This window comes from Mesorhizobium liriopis (assembly GCF_024053505.1).
Taxonomy (GTDB): domain Bacteria; phylum Pseudomonadota; class Alphaproteobacteria; order Rhizobiales; family Rhizobiaceae; genus Mesorhizobium_B; species Mesorhizobium_B liriopis.
Map to the genome: position 1 here is coordinate 133,214 of NZ_JAMXQS010000003.1, position 21,289 is coordinate 154,502.

The 21,289-nt window shown below is 63.4% G+C and carries 23 protein-coding genes; 4 read left to right on the plus strand and 19 right to left on the minus strand.

Annotated elements, in window-relative coordinates; genetic code table 11:
- Nucleotides 1-75 precede the first annotated feature (75 nt).
- From NGM99_RS06390 to rpmI, 17 genes are all read right to left on the minus strand, one after another.
- Nucleotides 76-633 (minus strand): transglutaminase-like cysteine peptidase, encoded by a 558-nt coding sequence (locus NGM99_RS06390; RefSeq protein WP_435371400.1) that lies wholly within the window; start codon nt 631-633, stop codon nt 76-78.
- A gap of 478 nt (nt 634-1,111) precedes the next feature.
- Nucleotides 1,112-2,356, minus strand: a complete 1,245-nt coding sequence (locus NGM99_RS06395; RefSeq protein ID WP_252817232.1) for a polyhydroxyalkanoate depolymerase — start codon at nt 2,354-2,356, stop codon at nt 1,112-1,114.
- A gap of 109 nt (nt 2,357-2,465) precedes the next feature.
- Nucleotides 2,466-2,759 (minus strand): DUF1330 domain-containing protein, encoded by a 294-nt coding sequence (locus tag NGM99_RS06400; RefSeq protein WP_252817235.1) that lies wholly within the window; start codon nt 2,757-2,759, stop codon nt 2,466-2,468.
- Nucleotides 2,760-2,777: 18 nt separating this feature from the next.
- A complete protein-coding gene (gene pyrF / locus NGM99_RS06405; RefSeq protein ID WP_252817237.1) occupies nt 2,778-3,467 on the minus strand; it encodes an orotidine-5'-phosphate decarboxylase in 690 nt (229 codons plus the stop codon).
- A 78-nt stretch (nt 3,468-3,545) separates the two neighbouring features.
- The gene (locus tag NGM99_RS06410; RefSeq protein WP_252817239.1) at nt 3,546-4,136 is read right to left on the minus strand and encodes an NADPH-dependent FMN reductase; all 591 of its coding nucleotides are present in this window, start codon (nt 4,134-4,136) and stop codon (nt 3,546-3,548) included.
- Nucleotides 4,137-4,142: 6 nt separating this feature from the next.
- Entirely contained in the window at nt 4,143-4,745 is a 603-nt protein-coding gene (pmtA, locus tag NGM99_RS06415; protein WP_252817241.1) for a phospholipid N-methyltransferase PmtA, read from the minus strand.
- Between the two features lie 96 nt (nt 4,746-4,841).
- On the minus strand, nt 4,842-5,972 hold the full coding sequence (gene dnaJ / locus NGM99_RS06420) for a molecular chaperone DnaJ (RefSeq protein ID WP_252817243.1): 1,131 nt from the start codon (nt 5,970-5,972) through the stop codon (nt 4,842-4,844).
- Between the two features lie 254 nt (nt 5,973-6,226).
- Nucleotides 6,227-8,140 carry a molecular chaperone DnaK gene (gene dnaK, locus NGM99_RS06425; protein ID WP_252817245.1) on the minus strand — a complete coding sequence of 638 codons (1,914 nt, stop codon included), beginning with the start codon at nt 8,138-8,140 and terminating at the stop codon, nt 6,227-6,229.
- Nucleotides 8,141-8,334: 194 nt separating this feature from the next.
- On the minus strand, nt 8,335-9,240 hold the full coding sequence (locus tag NGM99_RS06430; protein ID WP_435371401.1) for a lysylphosphatidylglycerol synthase transmembrane domain-containing protein: 906 nt from the start codon (nt 9,238-9,240) through the stop codon (nt 8,335-8,337).
- Between the two features lie 195 nt (nt 9,241-9,435).
- Nucleotides 9,436-10,422, minus strand: a complete 987-nt coding sequence (locus tag NGM99_RS06435; protein ID WP_252817764.1) for a Gfo/Idh/MocA family protein — start codon at nt 10,420-10,422, stop codon at nt 9,436-9,438.
- A gap of 34 nt (nt 10,423-10,456) precedes the next feature.
- Nucleotides 10,457-12,862 (minus strand): phenylalanine--tRNA ligase subunit beta, encoded by a 2,406-nt coding sequence (gene pheT, locus NGM99_RS06440; protein WP_252817247.1) that lies wholly within the window; start codon nt 12,860-12,862, stop codon nt 10,457-10,459.
- Nucleotides 12,863-12,886: 24 nt separating this feature from the next.
- Entirely contained in the window at nt 12,887-13,285 is a 399-nt protein-coding gene (locus NGM99_RS06445) for a GFA family protein (protein WP_252817249.1), read from the minus strand.
- 6 nt (nt 13,286-13,291) lie between these two features.
- Nucleotides 13,292-13,570: a DUF2442 domain-containing protein gene (locus NGM99_RS06450; protein WP_252817252.1), complete on the minus strand. Its 279-nt coding sequence runs from the start codon at nt 13,568-13,570 to the stop codon at nt 13,292-13,294.
- A complete protein-coding gene (locus NGM99_RS06455) occupies nt 13,539-13,787 on the minus strand; it encodes a DUF4160 domain-containing protein (RefSeq protein ID WP_252817254.1) in 249 nt (82 codons plus the stop codon). Before NGM99_RS06455 ends, NGM99_RS06450 begins: the two co-directional genes overlap by 32 nt.
- 3 nt (nt 13,788-13,790) lie before the next feature.
- Nucleotides 13,791-14,882, minus strand: coding sequence for a phenylalanine--tRNA ligase subunit alpha (gene pheS, locus NGM99_RS06460; protein WP_252817256.1), 1,092 nt, complete (start codon nt 14,880-14,882; stop codon nt 13,791-13,793).
- A 109-nt stretch (nt 14,883-14,991) separates the two neighbouring features.
- Nucleotides 14,992-15,396 carry a 50S ribosomal protein L20 gene (gene rplT / locus NGM99_RS06465; protein ID WP_252817258.1) on the minus strand — a complete coding sequence of 135 codons (405 nt, stop codon included), beginning with the start codon at nt 15,394-15,396 and terminating at the stop codon, nt 14,992-14,994.
- 38 nt (nt 15,397-15,434) lie between these two features.
- Nucleotides 15,435-15,638 carry a 50S ribosomal protein L35 gene (gene rpmI / locus NGM99_RS06470; RefSeq protein WP_252817260.1) on the minus strand — a complete coding sequence of 68 codons (204 nt, stop codon included), beginning with the start codon at nt 15,636-15,638 and terminating at the stop codon, nt 15,435-15,437.
- A gap of 275 nt (nt 15,639-15,913) precedes the next feature.
- On the opposite strand from rpmI, the gene dxr reads away from it, so the two are divergent.
- Nucleotides 15,914-17,083 carry a 1-deoxy-D-xylulose-5-phosphate reductoisomerase gene (gene dxr, locus NGM99_RS06475; protein ID WP_252817262.1) on the plus strand — a complete coding sequence of 390 codons (1,170 nt, stop codon included), beginning with the start codon at nt 15,914-15,916 and terminating at the stop codon, nt 17,081-17,083.
- A 37-nt stretch (nt 17,084-17,120) separates the two neighbouring features.
- Here the strand turns inward: dxr and NGM99_RS06480 are convergent, their stop codons facing one another.
- Together NGM99_RS06480 and infC are read right to left on the minus strand one after the other, a co-directional pair.
- Nucleotides 17,121-17,798, minus strand: a complete 678-nt coding sequence (locus NGM99_RS06480; protein ID WP_353937386.1) for a methyltransferase family protein — start codon at nt 17,796-17,798, stop codon at nt 17,121-17,123.
- Between the two features lie 54 nt (nt 17,799-17,852).
- On the minus strand, nt 17,853-18,389 hold the full coding sequence (infC, locus tag NGM99_RS06485; RefSeq protein ID WP_252817768.1) for a translation initiation factor IF-3: 537 nt from the start codon (nt 18,387-18,389) through the stop codon (nt 17,853-17,855).
- 266 nt (nt 18,390-18,655) lie between these two features.
- Between infC and NGM99_RS06490 the strand changes: the two genes are divergently transcribed.
- From NGM99_RS06490 to NGM99_RS06500, 3 genes are all read left to right on the plus strand, one after another.
- The gene (locus NGM99_RS06490) at nt 18,656-19,438 is read left to right on the plus strand and encodes an alpha/beta hydrolase (protein ID WP_252817264.1); all 783 of its coding nucleotides are present in this window, start codon (nt 18,656-18,658) and stop codon (nt 19,436-19,438) included.
- Nucleotides 19,439-19,443: 5 nt separating this feature from the next.
- Nucleotides 19,444-20,586, plus strand: a complete 1,143-nt coding sequence (locus NGM99_RS06495) for a benzoate/H(+) symporter BenE family transporter (RefSeq protein WP_252817266.1) — start codon at nt 19,444-19,446, stop codon at nt 20,584-20,586.
- 130 nt (nt 20,587-20,716) lie between these two features.
- Nucleotides 20,717-21,163, plus strand: a complete 447-nt coding sequence (locus NGM99_RS06500; protein ID WP_252817268.1) for a DUF2852 domain-containing protein — start codon at nt 20,717-20,719, stop codon at nt 21,161-21,163.
- Nucleotides 21,164-21,289: the final 126 nt, after the last annotated feature.

Consider the following 21,289-nt stretch of genomic DNA (forward strand, 5'->3'; position numbering starts at 1 on the left):
CAAGCTCGCAGAAATTGACCGGACAAACGAAAACGGCACCCGAAGGTGCCGTTCTGAACATCTGATGCGTCCCGCCTACTTCGTAGCCTGAACCGAACCCACCAGCGGGGCCTGGCCTTCACGGATGGCAACCCAGCGGCCGGTGTTCTCGGTCGACTGGCGCTTGAGGAAGCGGTAGCCGGTGTCTTCCCAGTTGCGCACGGCGTCCGTCAGATTGTCGAGGATGAAGTCTCCATCCGTCGTCCGGACAGTGAGCACAGCATGGCCTTCGCCATCGGGCTTCTTGACGACGGTGATCAAAAGGTTGGCGATCGACAAGCCCTGCTCGTTCAGCTCGCGGCGCTTCTCGAGGACGTAGTCCTCGCAATCACCCTTGCTTTCCACCGGATAGGCCCAGACCTCGTCCTTGCCATAGAGGTCGATGTCGTTGACCGGCTGAACCGCCTTGTTGACGTGGTCGTTGATTGAAACGAGTTCGGACCAGAGCTGCTCGGTCATCGTTTCAGGCGCGACTCCCACCGACCGGATCGCGCATTCGGCCGGCGCCTTGCGGCAAAAATCATAATGGCCGATCGGCTGGGAAGTCAGCCCGCCCGTCACCATCGGTGCGGCGTAGGCAACGGAGCCAGACATGGCGGAAATCGCCAATCCAAGCAAAATCTTTGCGCGCAGAGATGCGCTCACCATACGTGGCGAGAAATTCATTCCCCCAACCCCGAGTGTTGCCCCTATCGTTAATCAGAGGTTAAGGTTTGTTTCGGGTCGGTGTCAACGAAGGCAGACCGAGCCAAGCCCGTTTAATTTGCCTGTTCACGGATTCTTGCGGCGAAAAAATCACAGATCGGCGGAACCTAATCAGCGCCAACGCATTTCTGTGATCGGTCTTCGCGCCGGTGCGTCCCTTCAGCCTACCTCGTTTGCAGACGATTCAGCGTGGGAATCCAGCATCTTGGATGAGGCACCGCCGGTCAAGTGCGATCATGGACGGTTGCAGGTGCCGACTTCGAGGTAGGGTGCTGGGCCGCTCGCCCCGCACATTAACCATTCAGCAAGGAATATCGGTGCGCTTCGTTTATCCACCACCGTCTTGGCGGCTTTCGGGCGGACCGCCTTATTCGGTTGCCGGCTTCGCCCCGTGTTCGTTCATGAAGGCGACGATACGAGGCACGACATTCTTGCGGAAGCGTGAGCCGTTGAAGACGCCGTAATGGCCGACCTGCGGCTGTAGGTAATGCTGCTTCTTCGATGGATCGAGGTTCACGCAGAGATCATGCGCGGCCTCCGTCTGGCCGACGCCGGAAATGTCGTCGTTCTCGCCTTCGACCGTCAACAGAGCCGTGTTGCGGATGGCGCTCGGATCGACGCGCTCGCCCCGGTGGAGCATGGTGCCGTGCGGAATGTCCTGCCGGATGAAGACGCTTTCCACGGTCTGGAGATAGAACTCGGCGGTGAGGTCCATCACCGCACAATACTCATCGTAGAAGGTGCGGTGCTTCTCGGCGCTGTCGCCGTCCTCGCGCACGAGGTGGAAGAAGAAATCCTTGTGCGCTGTGATGTGGCGGTCGAGATTCATGCTCATGAAGCCCGACAGTTGGAGGAAGCCCGGATAGACCTCGCGCATGAAGCCCGGCTCCGGCCATGGCACCGTCATGATTACGTGCTCGCGGAACCAGTCGATATCCTTGGACATCGCCAGATTGTTGACCGCAGTCGGGCTGCGCCGCGTGTCGATGGGCCCACCCATCAGGGTCATGGTGGCGGGGCGGAATGGATCGTTGCGCGCTTCCATTAGGGCCACGGCGGCAAAGACCGGCACGGCGGGCTGGCAGACGGCCATCACATGCGTGTCGGGGCCGATGGCATGCAGCATCTCGATCACGTAGTCGATGTAATCGTCGAGATCGAAGGCGCCTTCGGCAAGCGGCACGCTGCGCGCATCGATCCAGTCGGTGATGTGCACCTCCGCATGCGGCAGCATGGCTTCCACCGTGCCGCGCAGAAGCGTCGCGTAATGGCCCGACATAGGTGCGACGATCAAAAGCTTCGGCCCGCGCGGGCTTCCCTCGGGCAGCGTGCGGTTGAAGCGGACGAGATGGCAGAACGGCTTCTGCCAGACGATCTCTTCAGAGACCTCGGCCTCGTCGCCGTTCACCACCGTATGCGTGATGCCGAATTCCGGCTTTCCGTAGCGCCGCGTAGCGCGCTCGAAAAGCTCGGCACCAGCTGCGATCGAGCGGCCGAAGGGCGTTGCCGCGAACGGGTTGAGCGGGCTCGAATAGATGAACTTCATCGCATCCGCATAAGCCCGCGCGGGCTGCAGGGCGGCGTGGTTCAACTCATAGAACTGATAGAACATGGCAGGTGCCAGACTTTCAAACGTTCTCGACCAGAGTGGCCGACTCTATGACGTAAACGTTTAAGTTAGTCTGGCGGTTTCGCAGTGCAACATGGGCATGCGACGCAGCTCAGCCTTCGACCGCCTCCACGATCACAATCTCGCCCTCGGCATAGCGCTGGCGAATGGCCTTTGCAGCCTGATACTCGGGCGACTGATAGCAGGCACGGGCTTCTTCCATGGAAGGAAACTCGATCACCACATTGCGCGCGCGCGCCTTGCCTTCGGCCTCATAGGTCTCGCCGCCGCGTGCGAGAAACCGCGCGCCGTGCCGCTCGAAGGCGGGCTTGGCGGTCGAGACATAATCCTTGTAGCCCTCGGGGTCACGCACATCGACCCGGGCAATCCAGTATGCTTTGGGCATTTCGATTTTTCTCCCGATTCAGGCGGATGTCATCTCCGCGATGATGCTCGTCGCTGCCGCACGCGGGTTATCCGCTGCCACGATGGGCCGCGCGACGACGAGGTGGGTGGCACCCGCGCGCAAAGCCTCGGCCGGCGTCATCACGCGCTTCTGGTCGCCCTTGTCGGCCCCGGCCGGTCGGATGCCCGGCGTGACGATGGCCATGTCCGGCCCAACCAGCCGGCGCACGTCCGCCGCCTCGGTCGCTGCACAAACGATGCCGCCCATGCCTGCCTCGCGTGCCTGGCCCGCGCGCTTGGCGACGAGAGCTGCAGGCGCATCCGCATAGCCTGCCTCGCGCAGGTCGGCCTCGTCCATGGAGGTCAGCACGGTGACCGCGAGCAAAGTGAGGTTCGAGCCCCTGGCGGCTTCCACGCCCGCACGCATCGCTTTCGGATAGGCATGGAGCGTCAACATGGAGACGGCCATTCCGGCGATCTTGGCCACGCCGTTCGCCACCGTGTTGTCGATGTCGAGCAGCTTCATGTCGAGAAAGACCTTTTTGCCGTCGCGGGTCAGGTCGCGCGCAAGTTCCAGGCCGCCGGTGAAGGCAAGGCCATGCCCGATCTTGAAGAAATTTGCCACGCCGTCGAGCTCTCGCACGATCTTTTCCGCAGCCCGAACATCGGCCACGTCAAGCCCCACGATCAGCCGCTCGTCGATTGTCATGCGTCCACGTCCCTCGAAACTCGTTCGAGGTTCACTGGCATAGAAGACAGCAGGCGGCCAGCCTGAAGAGTGGAATGCTCAATTCGTCTCGAGGGCCGCGACGGTTCGCGCATGGAAAATCAGGCTCTGCGCGACCTTTGTCAGCGTCTTGCGCGAGCGTTCGTCCTTGAGCGTGCCGTCCTCTTCAAAGGCTTCGCCGCCATGCCCGACCGAGCATTGCACTGAAGTCACCTCGACGCCGCACGCGACGAGCACGGCGCGGAGATGGTTGATCGCGCGGATGCCGGCGAACTGGCCGACCGAAGAAGAGCAAAGGGCCGCCACCTTGTTCTCGAAGGGGCGAAGCGGGCGCTCGCCATCACGCTTGACGCGGCTGACCCAATCGAGCGCGTTCTTCAGCAGGGGCGGGATCGAATGGTTGTATTCGGGTGTGGCAACGAGAAAGCCGTGATGACCGGCGATCTGACGTGCCAGCCGCAAGGCATTCTGGGGAATGCCCTCGTCGCGCTCCAGGTCTTCGTTCATCAAGGGCAGAAGATAATCGCCGAGATCGATGCGGGTGACTTCCGCACCTTGTTGAGCCAGCTCATGGGCAGCACAGGCGGCAAGCTTACCGCTGAAAGCGCCGGTGCGAATGGAGCCGGCGAAGACGAGGATGCGCGGCGGCACCAAACCTCAATGGCCCCACGGGCGGCGATAGAGCCAAAGCTGCGCAGGCGGGAAGTTGCGCAGCACGAAATCCATGTGCTCGACCTGATAATTGCCAAGACCCGACGGGATCGGCGAGCGCGCACCATAGGTGATCTGGACGACAGGGCGACCGGCCGGCAGCCGGTTCAGAAGCGCCTCCACATAGGCCACGCGGCGCGGCACGGGGAAGGACAGCATGGGCACGGCCGAGATCACCGCGTCGAATTTCCGTCCCGCCATGTCCGGCAGCGTGCCGTCGATGTCGAAGGCGTCCCCCTCGACCACGCGGACGGCGGGGAAACGCTTGTTCAGGTGTTCCACGAATTCCGAGGCGTATTCGACGCAGATCACGCGCTCGGGGCGGACACCGTGGTCGAGGATCGCACGGGTGACGACGCCGGTGCCCGGCCCGAGTTCCAGCACAGGCAAATCGGAGGCCGGGTTGATCACCGAGGCCATACGCTTGGCGGTGATCGAAGAGGTGGGAAGAACGGCGCCGATCGCCTTGGGCTGGTCCATCCAGCCCTTGAAGAACCGGATTTCTTCGTCGAGCTTACCCGCGATCGCCCTGCGCAAGCTGAATGCCATCGATTCCTGCCTTTGTGCGTTTGGTGGCGCGTGGGTTAGCCCATTATGGCGCGGTTGCGCAACGGAATGTCGCAACCCACACCATTATCTTTGCACTCAGTTCTCCCCGAGCGACTCGAAGAAGCCTTTCATGCGCGAAAAGAAACCGGCCGATTCCGGGCTGTTCTCCTGCGAGGATATCTCCTGGAACTCCTCCAAGAGTTCGCGCTGGCGCTTGGTCAGCTTTTGCGGCGTCTCGACCACGGTCTGGATGTAGAGATCGCCGACCACCGGCTGGCGCAGCACAGGCATGCCCTTGCCCTTCAAGCGGAACTGGCGGCCATGCTGCGTGCCCTCGGGCACCTTGACCTTGGTGGCGGCCCCGTCGAGCGAGCCCACTTCGAAATCGCCGCCAAGGGCAGCAGTGGTCATCGAGATCGGCACCGTGCAATAGAGATCGGCCCCGTCACGCGCGAAGAACTCGTGCGGCTTGATGGCGAGGAAGATATAGAGATCGCCCGTCGGACCGCCCCGCGCGCCCGCCTCGCCCTCGCCTGCGAGCCTGATGCGGGTGCCGTCCTCGATGCCGGCAGGAATGTTCACGGAAAGCTGGCGCTCTTCATGCACACGACCCTGGCCGGCGCATTTGGGGCATGGGTCCTTGATCGTCACGCCGCGCCCGCCGCATTGCGGACAGGTGCGCTCGATCGAGAAAAAGCCTTGAGCGGCACGGACGCGGCCCGAGCCTGAGCACATGGAACAGGTGACGGGCTGGGTACCGGGTTTCGCGCCCGAGCCCTTGCACTCGTCGCAGATGATGGATGACGGCACGCGGATCTGCGCGGTCTTGCCCGCATAGGCCTCTTCGAGGCTGATCTCCATGTTGTAGCGAAGATCGGCACCACGCTCGCGGCCATTGCTTTGGCGCTGGCGGCGCCCGCCCCCCATCATGTCGCCGAAGATATCCTCGAAGATGTCGGCGAAACCGCCGGCCGCGAAGCCCGCGCCGCCACCCATGCCGCCCTGCTCGAACGCCGCATGGCCGAAGCGGTCATAGGCCGCGCGCTTCTGCGGGTCCTTCAGACACTCATAGGCTTCGTTGATTTCCTTGAAGCGATGCTCGCAGGCCTTGTCGCCGGGGTTCTTGTCGGGATGGAACTGCATGGCGAGCTTGCGGAACGCGCTTTTCAGCTCTTTCTCGTCGGCGCCCTTCTGGACGCCCAGCGTTTCATAGAAATCAGCCTTCATCGTCTGCCTTCAAGGTGGACCCGGGAATGAAACATCCGGAGAGGCAATGCCTCGTTTCGGCCCGATTTAGTGATTGGCCGCACGGGATACCATAGGGTGTGGGGCGGCCAGGGAATTTTTGAGGACGGGTGTTGCGGGAAATACTGCTGGACAGGTCGGCGGGCTCGGCACCTCAGTCCACACCAACCTCACCGCGACAACCAAACAAAAAGCCCGGCTCGAAAGCCGGGCTCTTGTCTTCGGAAGCCCGCTCTTTACGCGGACTTCTTCTTGTCCTGATCGTCGTTGATCTCCTCGAAGTCGGCATCGACCACATCGGAGTCCGCCCGGGCTTCCGCACCGCCCTCATTGGCGGCCTCGGCCTGGTTGGCCTCGTACATGGCCTGGCCGAGCTTCATGGAAGCTTCGGCGAGCGCCTGCGACTTGGCGTTGATGTCGTCCACATCGTCGCCTTCGATCGCTGTCTTCAGCGCCGTGATCGCGTCTGCGATCGCAGTGCGGTCGGCTTCGGAGACCTTGTCGCCATAGTCCTTGAGCGACTTCTCGGCCGAGTGGACCAGAGCTTCCGCCTGGTTCTTGGCTTCGACGCCGGCACGACGCTTCTTGTCGGCCTCGGCATTGGCCTCGGCGTCCTTCACCATCTTCTCGATGTCGGCGTCAGAGAGACCACCGGAGGCCTGGATGCGGATCTGGTGCTCCTTGCCGGTGCCCTTGTCCTTGGCCGAGACCTGCACGATGCCGTTGGCGTCGATGTCGAAGGTCACCTCGATCTGCGGCACGCCGCGCGGTGCAGGCGGAATGCCGACGAGGTCGAACTGGCCGAGCGCCTTGTTGTCCGCCGCCATCTCGCGCTCGCCTTGGAACACGCGGATCGTCACCGCACCCTGATTGTCCTCGGCCGTCGAGAAGACCTGAGACTTCTTGGTCGGGATCGTGGTGTTGCGGTCGATCAGGCGCGTGAACACACCACCCAGCGTTTCGATGCCGAGCGAAAGCGGCGTCACGTCGAGAAGCAGCACGTCCTTGACATCGCCCTGCAGCACGCCGGCCTGGATCGCGGCACCAAGCGCCACAACCTCATCGGGGTTGACGCCCTTGTGCGGATCCTTGCCGAAGAACTGCTTCACCACTTCCTGGATCTTGGGCATGCGCGTCATGCCGCCAACCAGAACCACCTCGTCGATCTCGCCAGCCTTCAGGCCCGCATCCTTGAGCGCGGCCTTGACCGGCTCGACGGTGCGCTGGACGAGATCGTCGACCAGGCTCTCGAACTTGGCGCGGGTCAGCTTCATGGTCAGGTGCTTGGGACCCGACTGGTCGGCGGTGATGAAGGGCAGGTTGATCTCGGTCTGCTGCGACGAAGACAGCTCGATCTTGGCCTTTTCGGCCGCCTCCTTCAGGCGCTGAAGGGCGAGCTTGTCGTTCTTGAGGTCGATGCCCTGTTCCTTCTTGAACTCGGCCGCGAGGTATTCGACCAGACGCATGTCGAAGTCTTCACCGCCCAGGAACGTGTCGCCGTTCGTGGACTTCACCTCGAACACGCCGTCGCCGATCTCGAGAACCGAGATATCGAAGGTGCCGCCGCCCAAGTCGTAAACGGCAATGGTCTTGCCGTCCTTCTTGTCGAGGCCATAGGCAAGTGCTGCCGCGGTCGGCTCGTTGATGATGCGCAGCACCTCGAGGCCGGCGATCCTGCCGGCGTCCTTGGTGGCCTGACGCTGGGCGTCGTTGAAGTAGGCGGGAACCGTGATGACGGCCTTCTCGACCTTTTCGCCGAGATAAGATTCAGCGGTTTCCTTCATCTTCTGAAGGATCATCGCGGAGATCTGCGAGGGCGACTGCTTCTTGCCGCTGGCCTCGACCCAGGCGTCGCCATTGTCGCCCTTGACGATCTTGTAGGGCACGAGGCCCTTGTCCTTTTCCGTCACGGGGTCATCGTAGCGGCGGCCGATCAGGCGCTTCACCGCGAAGACCGTGTTTTCCGGGTTCGTCACCGCCTGGCGCTTGGCCGGCTGGCCGACGAGGCGTTCGCCGTCGGACGAAAAGGCGACGATGGAGGGCGTGGTGCGCGCGCCTTCCGCATTCTCGATCACCTTGGCATCCTTGCCGTCCATCACGGCGACGCAGGAATTGGTGGTACCCAGATCGATACCGATAACTTTAGCCATATGCGTTCTCTCCTCAAGCAAGCCGTCGGGACCCTTAACCGGCGTTCCTTGTGACGGCTCCTTTTTCAGTTGGATTCAGCCATCCGGGCAGGCCCGTCTGGAAGTGCGGCGTATATATGAATGGCTCGAAAGGGACGCAAGCACCGGTTCGTCTTCTCGGCATTTTCCTTGTGCCGAACCCCGCAAGCATCAGGTCACGTCTCTCCCCGCGCATATTGCGAACGCTCGAAGCCGAGGATCACGCCGAGCGAAAGGATGAAGGGGATGATGAGATAGAACATCCGGAAGACGAGCAAGGCCGCGAGCACGTCGGCCTGGTTCATCTCGGGCAGGCCGGTGATGAAGACGAGTTCAAGCACGCCCAGCCCACCCGGCGCATGGCTCAGCAGCGCCACGGAAAACGAGACCAGAAACACGCCGAGCACCACGAGATAGCCAGGATTGCCGACTTCCGGCAGTGCGAAATAGACGATGCCGGCAGCGGCCGCCGACTCGATCGGCGCAATCAGAAGCTGGCGTCCGACGACCGGAAGACGCGGATAGGACAACTCGAAGCTCTTGATCCTGAGCGGCCTCAAACCCAGCCAGCTTCCCAAAATATAGAGCGCGACGAGCGCGAGCAGAAGCACACCTGTCGTGGTCGAGGCTGCAACGGGAAGCACATCGCCGAAGCGGTCGGTGATGTCGGGATGGAGCACCAGAATGATGCCGCTCAAAAGAATGACGCCGAGTGCGAAGGTGAATGAGCAGAACGCGATCAGCACGCCGATTTCGGTCGCCGTCAGCCCCTTGGACGAGTAGGCGCGATAGCGGACCACAGCGCCCGAGATCACCGACGCTCCGATATTGTGCGACAGCGCATAGGTGGTGAACGAACACAGGCTGATGAAAATCCAGTTCACCCGCTTTCTCAGGTGAAGCAGCGCCACGTGGTCGTAGCCCGCCAGCGCCGCATAGGCGACGAGCGTGGACGCGCCGGAAAGGAGCCAGCCACGCAGGGGGATGGCCGCCAGACTGTCCTTGAACGCCTCGATGGACAGGCCACGCAACTCGCGGGTGAGCAGGTAGATCGAGAAGGCAACGGCAAGGAGGCCGACCACGGCCCAGATCTTGTTCTTCAGCGTTCAGTCCTCAGCAGTATTACAGGCGCCCGGGGTTGGCATCCGCCGCCACGACCTTTGCTCAAGACCACAGTTGTGGCGGCAAAGCGGCATGTCCAGCCATAGGATGGAATGGTGAAGAAGCTTTGCCCCTGAATGCACTGCGCCCGGGTTGCGGCGACGCAGCCACCGGCGTCAAACTGCTTCCCAAGCCTCGCTCTTGCCGGCGCGGAAGATCGCGTCGATCAGCTTCTGGTTCCTGGTCGAATCCTCGAGCGAGAAGACCGCCTCGTCTGCACCTCTCGCGCGACGCACAAAGGCTTCGGCCTGCAGGCGATACTGGTTCACGCCGGGGAAGCGGAACACGGTCGCCTCGGTGTGGCCCGCATTGTGCAACTCGACCTTGTGATGCTCGTAGAGCCCGGCATTGAAGGGCGAACGCACTTCGATGAAACCCTTGTCACCGTGGAACACCATCAGCTGCCGCGCGGCGAGCTGGGTGGACAGGTAGAAGGACAGCTCGAAAGAACCGAAATCGGCGCGCACATTCGAGTGGATGTCGGTGCCGAATTTTTCGTCGAAGGCAACGCTCGCCTGCACGCGGGCGGGCTCGGCACCGGAAACGAAGCGCGTCACGACGGTCGGATAAACGCCGATGTCGGGCAGCGCACCGCCACCCAACTCGACCTGATTGCGCATGTTGTTCGGATCGGTGTTGAAATAGCTGAACGCGCCCTGCACCTGCCGCAGCGTGCCGATGGCCCCGCTCTGCAGCAGTTCGCGCACCTTCAGCCATTGCGGATGGTAGGTCACCATGAAGGCTTCGGAGACCACCACCTTGTTGCGATCACGCGCCGCGATCACCGGCTCGATGTCCTTGGCCTTCAGCGCCAGCGGCTTTTCCACCAGCACATGCTTGCCCGCATCCGCCGCCTTTATCGCCCACTCCACATGCTGCGAAGTCGGCAGCGGAATGTAGACACCGTCGATCTCGGACGAGCCAAGGAGCTCCTCATAGGAGCCGAAGGCGTGCGGCGCGTTGAAGCGCGCAGCCAATTCCTTCGCTTTCCCGAGATCACGGCTCGCAACGCCCTGAAGCACGCCGTTGGACGATTCGGCGATGGCCGGCAGCACGAGCTCCCTGCCGATCTTGGCGGTGGACAGAACACCCCAGCGGAACATGGTGGTCGTCATCGGTTTCCCCTCCCCTTCACTTTCAGCCGCGCAACGCGCCGCCGGTCTGCTTGGCGACGTTGGACACGATCTTCTGCGACAGCGCCTCGAAATCCTCGTCGGTGAGCGTGCGCTCGGTGGGCTGGAGCGCGACCGCGATTGCCACCGACTTCTTGTTCTCGCCAAGGCTCGCGCCTTCGAAGATGTCGAAGACCTCGACGCCCGTCACCAGGTTCCGGTCGGCTGCAAGGGCTGCCTTGGACACCTCGCCCGCCGGCACCGAACGATCCACCACGAAAGCGAAGTCGCGGGAGACGCCCTGGAACGGCGACAGGTCGAGTCGCGGCTTGGTGCGCGTAGGCTTCGCCTTGGGCTCGGGGATCACGTCGAGAAACACCTCGAAGCCGGCCAGCGGACCGGACACGTCGAGCGCTTCGAGCACGCGCGGGTGAAACTCGCCGAAAGTGCCCAACACGTTCTTGGGGCCCAGCTTGATCACGCCCGAGCGGCCCGGATGGAACCATGCCGGGGCACCGGCCTCGATCTGGAGCTTGTCCACCGGCGCACCGGCCGCTTCGAGGGCCGCCAGCGCATCGGCCTTGGCATCGAACACGCCGGCGTTCGGCGTGTTGCCGGACCAGTGGCGGCCCGCACCTTCGAGCCGGGCCGTGCCACGGCGCACGCCACCTGCCACGCGGCGCTGGTTGTCGGGCTGGTCACCCTCATAGGTACCAGACACCTCGAACAGCGCCACATCGCCGAAGCCGCGCGCGGCATTGCGCCCGGCCGCCGCGATCAGGCCCGGAAGAAGCGAGGGGCGCATATCCGACATGTCGGCCGCGATTGGATTGGCGAGCTTCAGCGCCTCGTGCCCGCCGCCGAACAGCTTGGCGTGCTCGGCCGGAATGAACGAATAGGTCACCGCTTCCATCATGCCACGCGAGGCCAGCGCCCGGCGCGCCGCGCGGGTGCGGAGCTGAAGCGTTGTGAGGATGCGGCCATTGACCGTGCCGGTGCGTGGCAGCGGCTCCGGCTTGATCCGGTCGACGCCGACGATGCGCATCACCTCTTCCACAAGGTCAGCCTTGCCATCGATATCCGGGCGCCAGGACGGTACCGATACCGAAACCGTGTCGCCAGCGCCCTCCACGCCGAAGCCGAGCCGACGCAGGATGCCGAGGCTCTGCTCGGCCGGCACATCAAGCCCGGTCAGGCGCTTCACTTCCGCCAGCGGGAACGAAACGGCCTTCGGCGAGTAGGCCTCATAGCCCACCACACGCGCCTCGGTCGGCGTGCCGCCGCAAAGGTCGATGACGAGCCTGGTCGCGAGTTCCAGGCCCGGCACCATGAATTCGGGATCGACGCCGCGCTCGAAGCGGTAACGCGCATCGGTGCGGATGCCGAGCGCCCGGCCCGTGCGGGCAATGTTGAGCGGGTCCCAAAGTGCAGACTCGATCAACACGTCGGTCGTGTTCTCGTCGCAACCCGAATGCTCGCCGCCCATGATGCCGGCAATGGATTCCACGCCGTTCTCGTCCGCGATCACGCAATGTTCGGGGTTGAGCGTGTAGGTGCGCATGTCGAGCGCCAGAACCGTCTCGCCCTCCTTGGCGCGACGCACAGAAAGGTTGCCGGCCACCTTCTTCGCGTCGAACACATGGAGCGGGCGGCCCCGGTCGAAGGTGATGTAGTTGGTGATGTCCACCAGCGTGTTGATGGGGCGCAATCCGATGGCGAGCAGGCGCTGCTGCATCCAGCGCGGGCTTGGCCCATTCTTGACGCCACGCACGAGCCGAAGCGCGAAACCGGGGCAAAGCTCGGGCGCTTCGACCCTGACATCGACCGGGCAGGTTCCCTCGCCCGCAACCGGCTCGACCGGCGCGGCCTTGAGCGCGCCAAGGCCGCTCGCCGCCAGATCGCGCGCAATGCCATGGATGCCCGTCGCATCCGGACGGTTGGGCGTCAGGTTGATTTCGATCACCGGATCGTCGAGCCCGGCATAGGCGGCGAAGCTCTCGCCCACCGGCGCATTCTCGGGCAGTTCGATGATGCCGTTATGCTCGTCGGACAATTGCAGTTCGCGCTCCGAGCACATCATGCCGAAGCTTTCCACGCCGCGGATCTTGCCCACGCCCAGCGTCACGTCGATGCCGGGCACGTAGGTGCCGGGCGAAGCGAAGGCGCCGATCAGCCCGGCCCGCGCGTTGGGCGCGCCGCACACCACCTGCACCGGCTTGTCCGCGCCCGTATCGACCGACAGAACCTGCAACTTGTCCGCCTGCGGATGTTTTTCTGCCGACAGCACCTTGGCGATCACGAAGGGCTTCAGACCTTCCTTGGAATCGACATGCTCGACCTCAAGCCCGATGGCCGTCAGCCGCTCGGTGATTTCGGCGAGCGTGGCATCGGTGTCGAGGTGGTCCTTGAGCCAGGACAGCGTGAATTTCATGGGTGTGTTCCGTCGGTCGGGTCGTCAGCGTTCGATCGAGAAGCCGTCATAGCGCGGCAGGTCGTCGGCGATAGAGAGAAAAGGCAATGCCCGCGTGGCAAAGGCATGCAGCGTGGGTGGGTAGGCTTCGGGTAGGTCCATGAAGCCGAGCGAGAGATAGACTTCGCCGGGCAGCTTCCTGTCACGATAGGCGATCTGGCTGCCGCACTGGCCGCAGAAGGCACGCTCGACCTGGCCGTTCCGCCAGGTTTGCGGTGCGGCGCCGGTCCAGCGCAAATCCTCCTCGCGGAAGCCGACGAATGCCATCACCGGCGCCCCCGACTGCTTTCGGCAATCGCGGCAGTGGCAATAAGATCGCCAGAATGGTGCCGTCTGTGCTTCGGCGCGGACAGCACCGCAACGGCAGGAGCCGTGGTGGGTCATAATACGTTATTCTGCAGCAAGAGGCGGCTCGACGGCGGACGGATACTTCCAACCGCGCAACATACCGCGCACCGAAAGGTCCTCATCAATATCCGGCCAGTGAACTCCGTCGAGCATCAGTTCAACGTTCTCCCGCTCCTCGGGCGTTGCCGCCAGAAGACGCGGATACCACCAGAGCGGCGTGACGAGTTCCCGGCCGTCCCTCAGTTCGACATGCAGCCGTGCGGCATCGCACCACGCCTTCAGGGGTTGCTCATTGATCGGATACGGTTCTGGAGAACTCATCCCATGCCTCGATGAACTGATCTCTGTGCTCGCTTGCGACATCCAAGATACGTTTCAGGTCTGCGGTCTTAAAGCCTTGCTGATCCGCGACCCTGACGGGCTCGAGCCAAATCTTGGCGACCCCACCATGGCCAGAAGCATGGATATGCCGCGGCTCGCCCATGTCGGAGCCATAGAAGTGGAAGCGGATACCATATTTCCGCAGAACTGTCGGCATGGGTCAGCTCGACAGCCCCCCAAACAAAGTCGGCATGTCCAGCGGGCGGAACCCGTAATGCTCCAGCCAGCGCACATCGGCATCGAAAAAGGCGCGCAGGTCGGGCATGCCGTATTTCAGCATGGCGATGCGGTCGATGCCCATGCCCCAGGCAAAGCCTTGGAACTCGTCGGGGTCAAGGTCGCCAGCGCGCAGCACATTCGGGTGCACCATGCCGCAGCCGAGGATTTCCATCCAGTCCGAACCCTCGCCGAAGCGCACTTCGCCGGGCCTCGAGCGGTCGCACTGGATGTCGACTTCCAGGCTCGGCTCGGTGAACGGGAAGAAGGAGGGCCGGAAGCGCATATTAACGCTCGGCACCTCGAAGAAGGCCTTGCAGAACTCTTCGAGCACCCACTTCATATTGGCGATGTTGGCGGTGCGGTCCACCACAAGTCCTTCCACCTGATGGAACATCGGTGAATGCGTCGCGTCCGAATCCTGGCGATAGGTCTTGCCGGGGATCACGATGCGGATCGGCGGCTTCTGGTTTTCCATCGTCCTGATCTGCACGGGCGAGGTGTGCGTACGCAGAACCTTGCGCTCGCCCTTCTCGTCGGGGGCGAGGAAGAACGTGTCGTGCATCTCGCGCGCCGGGTGGCCTTCGGGGAAGTTCAGCGCGGTGAAATTGTAATAGTCGGTCTCGATATCCGGGCCTTCGGCAATGGCGAAGCCCAGATCGCCGAAAATCGCGGCAATCTCGTCGATCACCTGACTGATCGGATGGATGCGCCCCCGCTCGGCCGGCGAGCGGCGAACGGGCAACGACACGTCGAGCGTCTCGGAGGCCAGCTTCGCTTCGAGCGCCTGGTCGCGCAGCGTCGTGCGGCGCGTCGCAAGCGCCTCGGTGATGCGCGTCTTGAGGCCGTTGATGGCGGGGCCCATCGCCTGACGCTGTTCGGGGCTCATCGTTCCCAGCGATTTGAGCTGCTCGGACACGCTGCCCTTCTTGCCGAGTGCTGCCACGCGCACGGCCTCGAGGCTTTGCTCGTCGCCTGCTGCCGCGATGTCGGCCAGAAGGCCCTGTTCGAGATGGTCGAGGCTGGCTTCGCTCACGTCTTGCAGTCCGTCTTATTCGAAATCACTGGTTCAAAAGAAAAACCCGCGCCGGTGCTGGCCGGCGCGGGTTTCCCTATCGTTGTTCAGTTGGAAACGCGAGCAGGCGTCAGGCGGCGACGGCCTTCTCAAACGCGCCCGGCGTCGTGTCCTTGAGATATTCGAGACCGGCCTTGGCCTGGGCGACGACGGCCGCGAAAGCCTGCGGCTCGTGGATCGCCATATCGGACAGAACCTTGCGGTCGATGGTGATGCCGGCCTTGTTGAGACCGTCGATCAGGCGGCCATAGGTCAGGCCGTGCTCATGGGCCGCAGCGTTCAGGCGCTGGATCCAGAGCGCGCGGAAATTGCGCTTGCGGTTCTTGCGATCGCGATAGGCGTACTGGAGCGAACGCTCCACGGCCTGCTTGGCGATACGGATGGTGTTCTTGCGACGGCCGTAGAAACCCTTGGCGGCTTTCAGGACCTTCTTGTGCTTGGCGTGGGCGGTAACGCCGCGTTTGACACGTGCCATGTCTTAACTCCTTGAAACTGTTCGGGGACCTGAGGCGATCAGAGACCGTTCGGCAAAAAGTTCTTGATGACCTTGCGGCCATCGGGCTCGGCGAGCACCATGGTGCCGCGCGCGTCGCGAATGAACTTGTTGGAACGCTTGATCATGCCGTGGCGCTTGCCGGCGGCCTGCGCCAGCACCTTGCCCGTTGCGGTGATCTTGAACCGTTTCTTGGCGGCTGACTTGGTCTTCATCTTGGGCATTTCGCTTCTCCATTTTTCTTGCGCTCACGCCGCTCGCTTGCGCGATCGGCTCCGCGAGGGCGCCAAACGATTGGCGGCGGCCGGTTGGCCGCTACTCGCTTTGCTCGATGGTTGGTCGAGTGAGCTTTTCAGCATAAGAAACCGCCACGGCATGCCCTGCCGGGCGGTTCAACGGGGGCGCTATAGCGAAAGCCGGGGTTTTAGGCAACTGGGTGTGTGCCCTTTCCAAGCCAAGCGGGTTGCGGCATGGGAGGCGCGAAGCTCAAGGAAGTCTCATGCCCCAGCCCAAACGCAAGCTCACGGTTCTCGGCGCGACCGGCTCGATCGGCGTTTCCACGCTCGACGTGATCGGCCATCTGGGCGGGGCCGATGCGTTCGAAGTCGTAGCACTCACCGGCATGGGCAATGTGGCGCTTCTGGCCGAACAGGCGAAAAGCGTGAATGCCAGGCTCGCGGTAACGGCGGACGAGAGCAGGCATGCGGAACTCAAGGAGCGGCTCGCCGGCACAGGCATCGAAACGGCCGCCGGCGCCTCCGCATTAGTCGAGGCGGCGGAGCGGCCCACGGATTGGCTGATGGCGGGCATCGTCGGCGTCGCGGGTCTCGCACCGACACTGGCTGGCGCGAAGCAAGGCGCCACGGTCGCGCTCGCCAACAAGGAATGTCTCGTCAGCGCCGGCCACCTGCTGATCGATGCCGTGGCGCAAGCCGGCGGCACGCTTCTGCCGGTCGACAGCGAGCACAATGCGATCTTCCAGGTGCTCGACCGGACGCAGCCCGATGCCGTCGAGCGCATCATCCTGACCGCATCCGGCGGGCCTTTCCGCGACAAGTCGGTCGCCGAGATGCGCAATGTCACGCCAGCCCAGGCCGCCGCGCACCCCAACTGGTCGATGGGCCTGAAAATCTCCATCGACAGCGCAAGCCTCTTCAACAAGGCCCTGGAGATGATCGAGGCCGACCGCTTGTTCGGTGCGCCGGGCCGGGAACTCGAGGTCGTGATCCACCCGCAATCGGTGATCCATTCCATGGTCGGCTACCGCGACGGCTCGGTGCTCGCGCAACTCGGTAGCCCCGACATGCGCACGGCCATCGGCTATGCGCTCGGCTGGCCGGAGCGGCCCGCCCTGCCCGTTGAGCGGCTGGACTTCGCCAAGCTCGCGCGGCTCGATTTCCGCGCACCGGACGAGAAACGGTTTCCGGCACTGAGGCTGGCGCGCGAGGCAATCGCGCATGGCGGACTGGCAGGCGCGGTGCTTAACGGCGCGAAGGAAGCGGCGCTGGAATCGTTCATCGCCGGGCGCATCGGTTTCTTGCGAATCGCCGAGGTGGTGGAAGCGGCGATGGAACGGTTGCTGCCGGAGTTACCGGGGAAGTTCGGGATCGACGAGGTTTATGCCGCGGATCGCGCAGCTCGGCGGGCAGCCGAGGACGTGATGGGATAGGTGTCCGCGCCTTCTCGCGGCGCGACCGGCTTCGCCCTCACGACAAATGAAACAGCACAGGCCACAATCCCGCCTGCTGCCCCATCTCCACCAGTTCGAACAGCGGCAATGACGCGAAGAACAGAAGTCCGTCGCGCAGCGTGTTCAGCAAAAGCTTGGGCCGGAACGTCACCTCGTCCTGATCCTGATAAAGCGAGAAGTTCGGCCAGAAGCGTGGCACGCGGGCGCAGTAATCTTCGTAAGCAGCCCCCAAGCGTGCGCGCAGGTAATCCTCCTCGCGGAAGATCACGAGATGAAAGGCAGCGACGCAGAGCAGACCGAGAATGAGGGCGGCGAGGATGCTGCCCATCTGCGCGCCGGCCCCTGCGGCGGCAATTGCCGAGAACACGTAAAGCGGGTTGCGCGTGACCGAATAGGGTCCGGTCGACACAACCTCGGCCGATTTGCGGCCGCCGATATAGAGCGTGGACCAGAGCCGTCCGCCGATGCCCAGCACGATCAGCATCGTGCCGATCATCTCCACATATTCGTGGGACAAGCCCGTGGAGGCCGAGCGGCCGAATATCAGGACGCCGACCACACTGGCGAAGAGGGCAGCGACAGCCGCACGGCGGATGCGCTGGTAGCGCTCCATGGCGGCTGCCGACTGGCTTTTCGAAATGGTGGCGGGCTTCGTCGCCTTGGTCCGGGACATTCCGGCGGTGGTCTCAGTCATTCCCGGCGCGCTCCTTGGCCTTGTCTGAAAGGCCAGAGCGCGCCGAAAACGGCTTTATCGGGGCGAAAGCACCATCATCATCTGGCGGCCTTCGAGTTTGGGCTCGGCTTCCACCTTGGCGATCTCGGCGGTTTCCTCGCGCACCCGGTTCAGGAGCTGCATGCCGAGCTCCATATGCGCCATCTCGCGGCCACGGAAGCGAAGGGTGAGCTTCACCTTGTCTCCTTCCTCGAAGAAACGGCGCACGGCGCGCATCTTCACGTCATAATCGTGGTCGTCGATGTTGGGGCGCATCTTGATCTCCTTGATCTCGATGACGCGCTGGTTCTTGCGCGCTTCCGCCGCCTTTTTCTGGTTGGCGTATTTCAGCTTGCCGAGATCGAGGATCTTGCAAACCGGCGGGGTGGCGTTGGGCGAGATCTCGACGAGATCGAGCCCGGCTTCCTCTGCCAGCAAAAGGGCATCATTGATGCTTACCTCACCGCGATTGGCTCCGGTCGCGTCGATCAGCTGCACGCGGGGCACGCGGATGTCGCGGTTGGAACGAGGCCCATCCTTTACGGGGGCGGCGGCTTTGAACGGTCTGCGAATGGTCGTGCTTCCTTGGTCGTTGAAGGGAATGGATCAATTGAGTTGGCAGGCGGTTGCCCCAAGGCGAGGCCGTGGTCAAGCCATCGCGAAGGCGAAAGCGTCCATAGCATGGCGAATCGGGAAAATCACGTCTGCAACATTTATGTGGTGTCCGGCGCGCGAATGAAAAGCGCTGGTTCCATGCAAAACGGCCACAAGGCGCTTGGCGCGGCTTTCGGCTTCATGCCAGAAGCCTCGGCATACGTCCCAGTCCAACGAGCCTGCCGATGACGCCCGAGACCGTTTCCGTCGCCCCCACCTTTATCGAGGTCGACGGCACGCGCATCGCGACGCTTCATCAGCCCGGCGACAATCCCGGTCTCGTCTGGCTCGGCGGCTACCGTTCGGACATGCGCGGCACCAAGGCTGAGGCGCTGGCGGGCTACGCGCATGAGCACGGCCTGTCCTTCACGCGGCACGACTATTCGGGCCACGGCGAGTCGGGCGGCGATTTCAATCAAGGCACCATCTCGCGCTGGCTCGATGAGAGCCTTGCCGTGTTCCATGCACTGACCCAAGGCCCGCAGATCCTCGTCGGTTCATCGATGGGTGCCTGGATTGCGCTGCGGATGGCGCAGGAGCTGCAGGGCGAAAAGGGCCGCGTGGCAGGCCTCGTGCTGATCGCGCCCGCACCCGATTTCACATCCGATCTCGTCGCGCCCAAGATGACAGTGGAACAGAAGCGGGACGTTGCGGAAAAAGGCTTCTTCGCCATCCCGTCCGAATATTCCGACCAGCCTTATACCTATTCCCGCGCCCTTCTGGAGGACGGCGAAAAGAACCGCCTGCTCACCAAGCCGCTCGACACGCACTGCCCCGTTCATATCCTGCAGGGCCTCGCCGACCCTGACGTGCCGCACACCCATGCGCTCAAGCTCGTCTCGCACCTGCCTGCCGACGACGTGACCCTCACGCTCGTGCCCAACGGCGACCATCGTCTGTCGCGGCCCGAGGATCTGGCTCTGCTCGCCAAAACGCTTTCCAACATGATCCGCCAGATTTCAGCCTGAGCCTGATGCGCATCTCGGTCCCCTCCTCCGCCTTCGTCGCGGCGATCGTCGGCTTCGGCGGCACGCTGGCGCTGATCCTGTCCGCCGCCGATGGCCTGGGGGCGAGCCCGGCAGAGAAGACCAGCCTTGCCGCCGCCCTCTGCCTCGCCATCGCGGTCGAGACCATCATCTTGTCAGCCTGGACGCGCATGCCGGTCGTCACCGCCTATTCGACGCCGGGTGCCGCTCTGATCGCGGCGAGCCAAGGTTTCACCATGAGCGACGGCGTGGGCGCCTTCGTGATCGTGGCGCTCCTGCTGATTGCCACCGGTCTGTTCCGACCACTGACCCAGCTCATCGCCCGCATACCCGTTTCGGTTTCGTCGGGGATGCTCGCGGGTATCCTGATCGGCTTCGCATTGAATGCGGCGCGCGCCGCTCCCGTCGATCCGGTGCTGATTCTGCCGCTGGTGCTGCTCTTCTTCGCGATCCGCCTGTTCAACCCGGCCCTCTCCGTCTTGGCCGTGCTGCTTGGCGGCGGGCTGGCCGCCCTTTTCCTCGGCCGCATCGGCACGATCCCGCCGCTTTCGCTCTCCACCGCAGCTTATGTCTGGCCCTCCTTCTCGTGGAGCGCCACGTTCGGCCTCGCCATTCCGCTCTACCTCGTGACCATGGCCTCGCAGAACTTGTCGGGCCTGGCCGTGTTGCGCGCCGCGGGTTACGCGCCGCCCCCCGGCCTCCTGATCGGCACCACCGGTTTCTTCTCGCTTCTGACCGCCCCGTTCGGCGCGCTCACCACCAATCTCGCCGCGATCTCGGCTGCCATCTGCACCGGTCCCGATGCCCATCCCGACCCGGCCGAGCGCTGGAAGACCGGGCCGTTCTACGCCATGGCCTACACGCTCTTCGCGCTGTTTGGTGCGTCCCTGATCGCGGTCTTCGCGGCCCTGCCGCCGAGCCTGATCGTGCTCGTTGCGGGCCTGGCGCTTCTCGCGCCTTTCGCCAACGCGCTTACCATCGCGCTCAAGGACGAGCATCAGCGCATGGCAGCCGTCGCGGCCCTTGCCGTCACCGCATCGGGTGTGACTGCCGGCGGCATCGGGGCACCGTTCTGGGGATTGCTGGCCGGGCTCGGCGTGATTGCACTCGAAAAACTGAAAAAGCGCTAGTGCGATCAATCGCTTGTCCGGTTTTCAGACCCGGATTCTTGAAAGGCCATTTTCTGTTCACCATCTCGAAATCAAGCGGCGTGATCCCCTTCTCAATTTCGGCTGCCGCCTCCGAGACAAGGAACAGGATATGACCTCGACCGCATTGATCCGACCGGCCTGGACGCCGGCCACCATCGCACTGACCGTGGTAGGCTTCATGGTGTTCTGGCCGCTGGGCCTTGCCATGATTGCCTATATCGTCTGGGGCGACCGTTTCCAGAACTTCCGCTCCGACTGGCGCGGCAACGCCCGCGGCATGTGGCGCGGCTGCGGCCGCAACGCCCGCCGTGGCGCAGCGCCCTTCACCCGCACCGGCAACGTCGCCTTCGACGACTGGCGCGAAAAGGAGCTGGATCGCCTCGCCGAAGAGCGCCGGAAGCTCGACGAGATGCGCGATGAATTCGACGCCTATGCGCAAGAACTCCGCCGCGCCAAGGACCAGGAAGAGTTCGACCGCTTCATGTCCAACCGCCGCGCGTCCAAGCCCGACACGGGTGGCGAAACCGGCAATGGCGGCCCCGTCATCAACGGCTGAGCTTTTGGCCTAAGACCACGGAAACGGCGTCCCCACGGGGCGCCGTTTTCTTTTGCCTTTTGTTTTCGCGAAGTTTGCTATTCCTCCCTCATGCCGCTCAGCAGCCTTTTCAAACGCAAGCCCAAA